This is a genomic window from Rhizobium sp. 01T444, from assembly GCF_056398305.1.
Window position 1 is genome coordinate 33,947 of the sequence record NZ_JBFTPD010000043.1, and the last position, 10,773, is coordinate 44,719.

10 protein-coding genes and 1 pseudogene are annotated in these 10,773 nt (G+C 52.0%); 7 read left to right on the forward strand and 4 right to left on the reverse strand.

The window, feature by feature from the left end:
• Positions 1–12: 12 nt before the first annotated feature.
• Together gmd and AC1DTN_RS34160 are read right to left on the reverse strand one after the other, a co-directional pair.
• Entirely contained in the window at positions 13–1,131 is a 1,119-nt protein-coding gene (gmd, locus tag AC1DTN_RS34155; protein WP_113321225.1) for a GDP-mannose 4,6-dehydratase, read from the reverse strand.
• On the reverse strand, positions 1,132–2,127 hold the full coding sequence (locus AC1DTN_RS34160) for a GDP-L-fucose synthase family protein (RefSeq protein WP_477924520.1): 996 nt from the start codon (positions 2,125–2,127) through the stop codon (positions 1,132–1,134).
• A 380-nt stretch (positions 2,128–2,507) separates the two neighbouring features.
• Here AC1DTN_RS34160 and AC1DTN_RS34165 point away from each other — a divergent pair, with 380 nt between their 5' ends.
• The 6 genes from AC1DTN_RS34165 to AC1DTN_RS34190 are packed head-to-tail and all read left to right on the forward strand — an operon-like array spanning position 2,508 to position 9,324.
• Entirely contained in the window at positions 2,508–3,683 is a 1,176-nt protein-coding gene (locus AC1DTN_RS34165) for a class I SAM-dependent methyltransferase (RefSeq protein ID WP_477924521.1), read from the forward strand.
• Positions 3,680–4,501, forward strand: coding sequence for a phytanoyl-CoA dioxygenase family protein (locus tag AC1DTN_RS34170; RefSeq protein WP_477924523.1), 822 nt, complete (start codon positions 3,680–3,682; stop codon positions 4,499–4,501). Before AC1DTN_RS34165 ends, AC1DTN_RS34170 begins: the two co-directional genes overlap by 4 nt.
• Before the next feature lie 3 nt (positions 4,502–4,504).
• Positions 4,505–5,464, forward strand: coding sequence for a glycosyltransferase family 2 protein (locus AC1DTN_RS34175; protein ID WP_477924525.1), 960 nt, complete (start codon positions 4,505–4,507; stop codon positions 5,462–5,464).
• 29 nt (positions 5,465–5,493) lie between these two features.
• A complete protein-coding gene (gene rfbA / locus AC1DTN_RS34180) occupies positions 5,494–6,384 on the forward strand; it encodes a glucose-1-phosphate thymidylyltransferase RfbA (RefSeq protein ID WP_477924529.1) in 891 nt (296 codons plus the stop codon).
• Complete coding sequence (gene rffA / locus AC1DTN_RS34185; protein WP_113321228.1) at positions 6,377–7,525, forward strand: dTDP-4-amino-4,6-dideoxygalactose transaminase; 1,149 nt, start codon at positions 6,377–6,379, stop codon at positions 7,523–7,525. The genes rfbA and rffA overlap by 8 nt, the downstream gene beginning before the upstream one ends.
• A complete protein-coding gene (locus tag AC1DTN_RS34190; RefSeq protein ID WP_162747946.1) occupies positions 7,522–9,324 on the forward strand; it encodes a hypothetical protein in 1,803 nt (600 codons plus the stop codon). The genes rffA and AC1DTN_RS34190 overlap by 4 nt, the downstream gene beginning before the upstream one ends.
• Positions 9,325–9,666: 342 nt before the next feature.
• Here AC1DTN_RS34190 and AC1DTN_RS34195 read toward each other — a convergent pair whose 3' ends face one another.
• Both AC1DTN_RS34195 and AC1DTN_RS34200 read right to left on the reverse strand, forming a co-directional pair.
• On the reverse strand, positions 9,667–10,110 hold the full coding sequence (locus AC1DTN_RS34195) for a hypothetical protein (RefSeq protein WP_477924527.1): 444 nt from the start codon (positions 10,108–10,110) through the stop codon (positions 9,667–9,669).
• 63 nt (positions 10,111–10,173) lie between these two features.
• A pseudogene (locus AC1DTN_RS34200) lies at positions 10,174–10,599 on the reverse strand (transposase); the annotation flags it as partial.
• Positions 10,600–10,632: 33 nt separating this feature from the next.
• Between AC1DTN_RS34200 and AC1DTN_RS34205 the strand changes: the two are divergent.
• A partial coding sequence (locus AC1DTN_RS34205) for a transposase (RefSeq protein WP_477924531.1) occupies positions 10,633–10,773 on the forward strand: 141 nt, incomplete at its 3' end.

The window sequence follows — 10,773 nt, forward strand, 5'->3', positions numbered from 1 at the left end:
TTGCGTCAGTTGTTATTCGGTGCTGACCCTCACGTCAAACCCGTGACGCTTGAGCAGGGCATGTCGCTGCGCCTCCACCAGATCGTGCGAGACCATTTCTATGCACATTTCTCTTGCCGAAATCTCCGGAACCCATCCCAGCAACTCGCGGGCCTTGCTGGGATCACCAAGCAGGGTCTCGACCTCGGCCGGGCGGAAGTATCGAGGATCGATCCTGAGGATGATATCCCCTGGCTTCAGCGCCGGCGCTTTATCTCCGGAGACCGATTCCACGATGCCTCGCTCCTCCAATCCGGTTCCCTCAAAGCGGAGTTTAACGCCCAGATCCTCCGCTGCCCATTCGATGAACTGGCGCACGCTATACTGCTTGCCGGTGGCGATGACAAAATCCTGTGGACTATCCTGTTGAAGCATCATCCACTGCATGCGGACATAATCTTTGGCATGTCCCCAGTCCCGCAATGCATCAAGGTTGCCCATGTAAAGACACTTCTCGAGCCCCTGTGCAATATTCGCCAACCCGCGCGTAATCTTCCTCGTCACGAACGTCTCGCCACGGCGAGGGCTCTCGTGATTGAACAAGATGCCATTGCACGCATACATTCCATAGGATTCGCGATAGTTCACAGTCATCCAGTAAGCGTAGAGCTTTGCGACTGCATAAGGACTGCGGGGATAGAAGGGGGTCGTCTCTTTTTGCGGCGTCTCCTGCACCAGCCCATAAAGTTCACTTGTGCTGGCCTGGTAGAAACGTGTCTTTTTTTCGAGGCCCAATATTCGGATGGCTTCCAGAAGCCGCAACGTGCCCAGAGCGTCGGTATCGCCCGTATATTCGGGACTTTCGAAGCTGACGGCCACATGGCTCTGGGCGCCAAGATTGTAGATCTCGTCAGGCTGGGTGTCCTGAATGATGCGGATCAGGTTGCTCGTATCCGTCAGATCGCCGTAATGCAGCTTGAACCGCATGTTCTCGTTATGCGGATCTTCATAGATGTGATCAATACGCTGCGTATTGAACGAACTCATGCGCCGCTTGATTCCGTGGACCTCGTATCCCTTCAAAAGAAGGAGTTCCGCAAGATAAGAACCGTCCTGTCCGGTTATGCCGGTTATTAATGCGACTTTGCTCATTTATGCGACTTTCTCTCGGGATAGGAAATCTTCGTAAGCCAGCTTGAGGCCTTGCTGCAGATCAACATTTGGCGACCAGCCGAGATTTCTTGCGACTTCGCTGTCCATCAATTTTCTTGGGGTGCCGTCGGGTTTGCTTGTATCGAAGTCGATACTGCCGTTGAAGCCAACGATCTTGCTGATGATGGTCGCAACTTCAAGGATGGTGACGTCGCTTCCATAACCGACATTGATATGGGACTGCCCCTCCGGCATCAGCCTCTTGTAGACTTCACGAGGCAGATTCATGATATGAACGCTCGCCACGGCCATATCATCGACGTACAGAAACTCTCGTAAAGGCCTACCGCTGCCCCACAGCGTTACAGTTGAAGCTCCGCCCACTTTCGCCTCGTGGAAACGCCTTATGAGCGCGGGGATAACGTGAGAATTCTGCGGGTGATAGGAGTCGCCTACACCATAGAGATTGCTCGGCATCACAGATCGGTAATCGACCCCGTGGCTGTCGCCATATTGTCGATTGTAGCTCTCGCACAACTTGATACCGGCAATCTTTGCAATGGCGTAGGGCTCATTGGTCGGCTCCAGGGGGCCTGTCAGAAGCGCGCTTTCTTTGATCGGTTGGTTGGCAAGCTTTGGATAAATACAGCTCGAGCCGAGGAACAACAGTTTTTTAACGCCGGTTCTAAACGCTGCCTCGACGATATTAAGCTCCATCATCAAGTTGTCGTAGATAAAGTCAGCCGGGTAGGTATTGTTCGCGTAGATGCCGCCAACCTTTGCCGCGGCAACGTAGACCTCATCGGGCCGTTCTTGCTCAAAAAAACGTCGAACGTCGGCCTGCTCGATGAGATCGAGTTCTTGGTGGCTCGCCGTGACGATCTGATCGGCCGGATGGCCCGCAGCCAATAGTCGCCGTACGATAGCCGAGCCGACCATTCCCCTGTGTCCTGCAACAAATATCCTGGGAGGCCGGATCATCGTGTGCCCATCCATCTATTGGTCATCGAGGCGTTACGCCTACCAAATTTGCAACTACACCAGCGCCGATCTTAGGCGTGCAGCCAATGTCGTTTTCCTTGATTGTTCCGGTCCGAAATGTCAATCGGTCGGCCGCTTACATGTTAAAGGTTCGTAATTTGAAGCTGGGCTGCGCAAAGATGGCCGCCTTCGATAGCTCGAGCGATTCGTGGATTTCCAATTCCCGACCTTCGACGTGGTCTGTGGTTTCCACTGGAATTTGCCTGGCTGCTGCCAGCGTCTTTAGGTGCAACTTGGAACGGCTCCCTCAGGGTTGTAGATACAGTTTTACGGCTTGCAAGTTGCCGGCAAGGTACGATATGGGCTTCGCGCAGCGGCGGTCAGGGAGATTTGGCTTGACAAAATATAATCATATATGTCCTGCATGCGGTTCAGCTGACTGTCGTGCGTTGCCCGTTCCGCATCCAACGCGCTCGATGATCAGCGATGGCAGTGTTACAGGCAAGCCATTAAAGCGTTCGAGTTGCACGAACTGCGGGCATGGCTTTCATTTTGAAAGCTTATCCGAACGTGACGTAAGAGAAATCTACGGCGACAACTATTCTATCGGTCTGAGGGACACAGCGGCGGAGGTTGAGAGATCCCTTGAATATGACCGACAGGTAAGAGGATTTCTGGCGGACCTGGGGAGTGAGACGCATTTTACGAAGATTATTGAATTCGGATGCGGTAGTGGTACGCTTCTAAATCATTTGACAACCAATCTCGAAGCAGAATTTGGGATTGGCGTTGAGCCCAGCGCGAAGGTCGCGGCATATGCGAGTTCTATAGCTGGTGAGCGCGTTTCCATCCAGCAGGGTTTTGCGGAGCAATTTGCTGATACCGCGCAGAGAGATACGCTGTGCCTATCTGTGAACGTCATAGAACATGCAAGCAATCCGCTCGCCTTCCTGCAGGCTTGTGCCCGAACAATCGATGAAACGGGAAGAATTCTTATTGTATGTCCGGATGGAGAGGCCGCCGGATCGGAACTGCTTTTCTACGATCATATCTCCAGCTTCACATCGAGATCTCTGGCAACGATTGCAGCAAGAGCTCGATTGACAGCGATTGCGGACGCCCCTCTGATCGGTGTCTTGAAGGGTTTCAGAATTTACCTTTTCCGGCTTATGGCGACGGTGGTTGGGTCGAATTGTGGCGACTTCCAGTCTTTAGCCGATCAGCGTATCGATTATCTGCGGACTTGGAGCAAAATTGCCGGGGCAGTGGACCAGACGCTAGTTGGTCAGAAATATGGTGTGTTCGGAGCCGGAGAATACTGCGACCTACTCCACGCCTATACCCCTGCGATCATCGAGGGCGCCATGTTTTTAGTAGCCGACCGCCCGCTTGAGAAACAGTTATATGACAAGCCGGTGATTTCTACTGAAGAGTTCCTAAAATCAGCGCCGATCTCCTTGATCGCTGCTGTTCACGAGCGAAATTGGCGAGTAATTCATGACCGGTTTAAGCTAGCGAGCGTGCCGATCATTCATCCCTTTGAAGTTGTAAGTCAGGATGCACTACGATGACAGAGATCTCACGCTACGGAGTCCTTGAAACTACGGGCGCAAGGGACGTTTACGACGTTCTGGCGGAAGAAGTCAGGCTCCTTGGGTACAGCGCGCTAGAAGCCGCCTTGTCCGAAAGCGAACTCGACAATTACTCGAAACACTTTGATGAAGCAGAGCTGCAGTATGGTGCTGACGCTTCCGCAAGGGGTTACAATCTTGAGGAAATTAACGAGCGTGATGCAATTCGCCTTCTTCCGACGATAAGCCCGCTTTTTTGGGAAATCGTCTTTAATGAACGACTCCATCAATTGTTATCAAGGCTACTGGGAGGCTATTATATTCTCAATCAGGTAAATGGCCTTATTAACCGCGGTAATCAAAGCAAGTATCATCAGGCTCAATACCATAGAGATTTGCCGTATCAGCACTTCACGAGTTCACGTCCCCTCGCGATCAACGCGCTGTTCGCATTAGATGACTTCACGATCGAGAATGGCGCGACTCGCGTTATTCCTGGCAGCCATCATCGTGAAGCATTTCCGCCCGATGAAGTTGTTCGGCGTTTGGAAAAGCAAGTCATCGTTAAACGGGGTACTTTCGTCGTTTTGGACTGCATGGTGTATCATGCAGGTGGCACCAATATGACTGCCAGAAATCGCCGAGCGATCAATCATGTATTTACGATCCCCATGCTTCGGCAACAATTTCACATTTCGTCTGTAGTTGCCGACGCTTCGGGATTCTCCGACCAGCAGAAAAAGATTCTAGGCTATGGATTGGAAGAGTTTCGCTCTGTCGACGACTGGCTTAGGTCCAGACAGACGAAAGCCATATGACCAATGACGTGCAAGCTTTCGATAGTCACGACACTGTACCGGTCCCGAGAGACAATTGAGGAATTCATTCAACGCGCAATAGCCGCGGCCGAAGCAGTCACTGACGACATCGAAGTAGTGATCGTCAACGACGGCAGTCCGGATGATTCCGCGGCAATCGTTCGTAAAAGCGTTGATGCTGATCCACGTATCTCCTTGGTGGAGCTTAGCAGAAACTTTGGTCATCATCACGCGATGCTCGCTGGGTTGGATCATGCCCGCGGTGATCTTGTCTTTTTGATTGACAGTGACCTTGAGGAGCCGCCGGAACTGCTTCCAGAAATAGCCGATGTTTTGCGAGGAAAATCCGTCGACTGCGTCTACGGGTTGCAGCAAAAGCGCAGGGGCGGATACGTCGAGAGGGTATCTGGGCGACTATTCTACTGGCTTTTCCGCACTTTGAGCGACGTTGGTATCCCAGAAAACGTGTCGACGATGAGGCTGATGACTCGTCGCTATGTCGATTCACTGCTTCGCTTTCGAGATAAGAATCCTGTCTTCGTTCCCCTGAGTATTCTTGCGGGCTATCCTCAGGCACCTTTCGAATTTGTCAAATCCAGCACCTCGGAAACGACGTATTCGATCGGCCGAAGGATTGCTCTTATGCTTCTCGCAATTACAACCTTTTCCGCGCGACCGCTCATGTTGATGCTACTCTTCAGCCTCCTCATGGCCACCCTAGGGATCCTTTACGGCAGTTATGTTGTGCTGGGCGCGCTAACTGGGCCGGTTCAAGATGGGTGGTCATCGCTGATGGCCGTGGTGGTGTTTTTCTTCAGCTTGAACGCGGTCTTTACTGGATTGATTGGCCTTTATGTGAAGCAGATCCTGGAGGAGGTGAAAGATCGGCCTCGGTCGATCGTTCAGGAGATCTACTCGCATAAAAAAACGTCCGAGAGTTCGCGAGTCTTATCGACCGATTAACGTCCGGAGTTCTTGAGGAGCCGAAATTGTTGAAGCGAAAAGGCATAGTACTTGCGGGAGGCACAGGTAGTCGACTATTCCCTCTCACACTAAGTGTTTCGAAACAGCTGTTGCCAATCTTTGATAAGCCGCTGATTTATTATCCGCTTTCTGTCTTGATATTAGCCGGCATTCAAGAGGTCCTATTTATCACAACGCCGGATTCGGCAGAGTCTTTTCGGAATTTGCTAGGCGATGGCTCGCGATTCGGGATGTCGTTTGAATATGCCGTGCAGACGGAGCCACGCGGCCTAGCTGACGCTTATAAGATTGGACGAAAATTCCTAAACGGCTCACCGAGCGTACTGATCCTTGGTGACAATATTTTCTTTGGGCATGACTTCCAGACTCACCTTGCCAGAGCTTACGCCCGAAAGGGCGCCTCAATATTTGCTAGTTTGGTGAAAGATCCGGAGCGCTTCGGTGTGGTGCAAGTCGACGAAAGGGGTAAGGCTCTTTCGGTCGTCGAAAAACCGTCAAAACCATTGTCACGATGGGCAATAACGGGGCTTTATTTCCTGGACGAAAGGGCGTCCGATTTTGCGGAAGACGTAAAGCCCTCAGCGCGCGGTGAAATTGAAATCGTGTCCATCCTTGAGCGATATTTAGCCGAGGATGAATTGAGTACCGAGATGTTGCATCGCGGTTTTGCATGGCTCGACGCCGGCACTCACGAAAGTCTGCAGCAGGCGTCGGATTTCGTTAAAACTCTGCAAGATCGGCAAGGCTTGCTGGTTTGCTCACCTGAAGAAATAGCGTACCGGATGAAATTGATCTCGTTGGATCAATTATCGAGACTTGCCAGCGACCTCAAACAATCTTCATACGGGCAATCTCTGCAGGCAATTGTGCAGCAGGAAACTGGATCGCATCATGGCTGAAATTCCTTTTAATCGGTCTCCACTCCTTGGCAGAGAAAAAGAATACGTTGAAGACGCGATCGGACGCCGCCGCCTGAGTGGTGATGGTTTCTACACGAAGGCGGTTTCTGGACATGTCAAACAACGATTGGGTGCAGCCGAAGTCTACCTCACGCATTCCTGCACAGCTGCACTTGAGATGGCGGCGCTGCTTATTGACCTTGGTCCAGGTGATGAGGTCATCATGCCGTCATTCACCTTTACCTCCACGGCGAATGCTGTCGCCCTCCGAGGTGCCAAGCCAGTTTTTGCGGATGTTTCAATCGGATCGATGAACATCGATTTAGATGAAATCGAAGCGCTGCTAACCGCCGCCACAAAGGCAATTCTTGTGGTTCACTATGCGGGCCGTGTCCCTGACATGGATCGAGTTAACGAATTCGCGCGCGAGCGTGGACTTGTCGTTATCGAAGATGCGGCTCAATCCTATGGTTCGTTTTACAAAGGGTCTCCATCGGGAACGCACTCTGCACTGTCGACTATAAGTTTTCACGACACGAAGAATGTCACCGCTGGAGAGGGTGGAGCCCTGGTGATCAATGATCCTCGATTTATCGAGCGAGCGGCAGTGTTGCGTGAAAAGGGCACGAACAGACAACAATTCCTTCAGGGCCAAACAGACAAATACACCTGGATCGATTTAGGATCATCCTACCTTCCATCGGAATTGACCGCGGCATTTCTGCTCGCCCAGCTCGAGTGTTCAGACACGATTACGGATGTGCGCAGAGGTCATTGGAAAAGGTACCGGGAAGGGTTCCAAAGCTTGACGAAGAGATTCAGCGTGAGCCTGCCGGATCAGGAGACCGCTGATCAACCGGTAAACGGCCACATATTTCATATTCTGTTGCCGGATTCTGGATGTCGTCCAGCATTTCTCGCGGAGATGAAGGCTCGGGGCGTCAACTGTACGTTTCACTACGTGCCTTTGCACTCGGCTCCGGCCGGCCTCCGCTTCGGAGTTGCGCCTCGCGGATGCCCAGTTACAGAAGATGCGGCTGCTCGCCTCGTCCGTCTTCCGCTCTTTTACGATCTGACGCCCGAAGATATTGACTATATTGTGTCTCAAACAGCTTCTGTACTTGGAAGTCTTGAAAATTGAATCGCACGTTTTTCAGATCAGGCGTTTTGCAATTTGGCGGTCTTATTGAACGCTCATTTCAACGCCTCCCGCTACCGGTCGCTATTTCTTGGACGATATTTGCGGCACTCCTCTTTTTTATTTCAACGCGACTCGATGCCGGCGTTGATATAACCGATACAGCGTTTTACCTCATCAGCGTGTCACGCCACGCGCAGATTATTGCGCAAGTGACCCTGTTTGGCGCGTTGTGGGATAGTATTTCGCCTTTTGCGTCAATCTACTGGAACCGCATTCTCGCTCTTCTTTTGATTGTAGCCTCGAGTTTATATCTCTCATGGGGCGCAACGAAATATTTGACGTCAGCTCAGGGCTTGCAGTCAATCCTGCTCGTGGGTCCCCTATGCGCTACGGCAGCACTTGCATTCTACAATTTTTGGCTGCCGGACCCCTCGTATGACTTAATAAACTTGGTTCTCGTAAGCACGGTTTTAGGTTCCTTTTTTCAACTTATTGATCTTTTCGGCAATGGAAAAACGCCAACGGCTCGCGGTGTCGTGCTGCCTATAACGATTTTGGGCGCAGCCGGGCTTAGCCTAGCTTTGGTGAAAGTAACGACAGCAGCTTTGCTTGCGCCACTACTCGTTATTTTCCTTCTCTGGACTGCGCGTCACGTGACCGCAGCAAGGGTCTGGATTACATCCATCGGTGGCGCGCTCGCTGGGATGGTTGTCCCAGTACTCCTGTTGATGTCGGTCGGCCTTTACCCGGCGAAAGCGGTAAATGTTCTCCTCGAGGGCTTTTATGTCGCCCAGATGATCACAGACCCTCATTTCAATGTCCTAGAATCTTTGAGGATTTACACGGCGAATATTCAAAGTGTCATTCAGGGGAATCGCTACCTTCTTGTATCCTTTATGGTGCTTGGCGTTCTTTCCGCCGCGGCAGTGCCGCGGACGGGAATAATATCTACTGTCCGTCCGTGGGTGAGGGGCTGTCAGGCTGCAATGTTGGTCGCTGCTATTGTCATCCTGTCCTTCGACGGCGCGTCGCCGCAAATCCGACTGACATTAATCGGACTGCTGGGGCAGCTTGCCGCGATCTACTCGATTGGAACGGGCCAGTTCAAAGCGGACATTCGTGGACGTGCACTGTTTGTCGTAGGGATCACGGCCTATGGGCAGGTGGCTTATTGCTTCGGGACAAATTCTCCATGGTCCAATTTGCTCTCGTTAGCGACACTTTTGGCGTTAGTCCCCGCAGCGGTGTTCTTTGGAGCCTTGGCGCGATCAAACGTTATCTACGCGCTGGCACTGATTGGCGGATCGGCTCAAATTACGGCAATCTCGATAGAACGAAGTCCTTATCGGTTGAACTCGACATTCTCCGCCCTAACAGAAGTCGTTGAAATCGGCCCAAACAACGAACCCTTCAAAGTCAATCCCGCTTTCGCACCGTTTTATCGCAATCTCGAGAATGTCAGGAGCCAATATTTTGGTGGTGGTGACGTACCAGTTCTTCTTGACATGACTGGCAGGGCGCCGATGGCTGCCTATCAACTCGGCGCACAAATTCCTGGAACAGCGTGGACTCTAGCGGGGTATAGCGGAAGTTCTGACTTTTTTCGGTACTTCGTGTCGAGGCTCTCTGAGGCTGATCGAAAGTCTGCATGGCTTCTGGTACCGGACAGCACATATCCGGGCATTCCATTGGATCTTCTGTCCGATTTGGGCATCGATTTCCCGGGGCTTTATGTGCCGGTGACAGAAATTCCAATCCCCTCCGTACATGGGCGGGCAATCTTATATCGCCCTCGTTGAGAGCCCGGACGTCGCGGCAGCATGTTAAGGCGTCGGAATCACGCATTGGACCTTCCGAAGTGGGTAGTCAGTGATCCTACCAACATCTTGAACATCCAAGTTGCCGTCAAAGTGCTCTTTGCAGTAGCCGCTCAAAGTGCTGAGATCTTGCGAAGATGCCATCATGAACAGTTCGTGAGAGGAGCATATTTGCTGTTCGAACGAACGGCCTCTTGCTGTCTCTTTAGCCGCGACTGAAAACGGTGTCAGTGTGAAGACACCAAATCCATAGATCTTTAGATCAAGCCCGTCCGTTAAATTGTGCATCTGCGCGTAAACCTTTTGAAATGGAAATTGTCCCCCTCAAACATAAAGGGGTTCGTCATTCACTAGCTTAAGATCGAGCAAGTCATCCTTTCGAAGTAACTTGGAGCCAGGAACCTCGGAGTACAGGTGAGCGGCATTCGCCAGCAAACAGGAGATGGCAACACTACAGATCAGGTACTGGCGAAACGCTGATGGTCTCGAGAGTAAAGGCACCACGGTGAGAAAAACAAGTAGCGGATAATAGACCCTCAGAATGGCGGGCCTGCCGAGAAGCGCCATCATAATGATAAGGGCAATATAAATCACCCAGGACGCGATTATTCGCCAGCTTGGTCGACATAGGCCTAGCATAAGCAAAGCTGCGGCAAATGAGTACAGAAGATATGGATCCAAGAATGCGTTGACCGCTAGCGTCACGTTTTGCCCAGCGGCGCGGGTAAGCACGACAAGCCCCAGTTCAGTGAACATTTCACTCAACATGCCGGGTTTTGCCAGAGTGGGAACTGCGTATAGGCCCCCACCAGTTATTAGAGCGGAATCCGATCACGTTGCATCGTGTCCGGCTGCTGCGAAATAGTTCTGGCGTTCGTTTGGCGTGAAGAGCTTGAGCGAGCGGCCGAGTTGCGGTCCAGAGACCGTCAATGGATCGTTCGGCGGCCTTTCGCAGCAGTGCCTTGATCTTTGAGAAGGCGTTTTCGATAGGGTTGAAATCCGGGCTGTAGGGCGGAAGATATTCGAGCCTTGCGCCGACGCTTTCGATCATTTCGCGAACCCATGGCCCTTTGTGGCTGGACAGATTGTCCATCACGACGATGTCGCCGGCGTGAAGCTCCGGCAGCAAGACCTTTTCCACGTAGGTCTCAAAAGCAAGGGTGCGATGAAACCGCGTAGCGTCATCGCTCCGACGAAGGTTGTAGTTTTGTAAGCGCGAATTTCGGTGCGCCTTTTGAGACGCAGCGCTCTGAGGCATGAGTGTCCACCAAAATAGGTGGACACCAAATCATGGATGAAGATGCTCCTAAACTGCAGGTGCGGCTTGTTGGTCGCGACGGCCGCCGTCGATATGACCCTGCCTCCCGAGATCAGCTTGTCGCAGCGTGTTTAGAGCCCGGCGTTTCGGTTTCGCGTCTAGCTCTGGAGCAC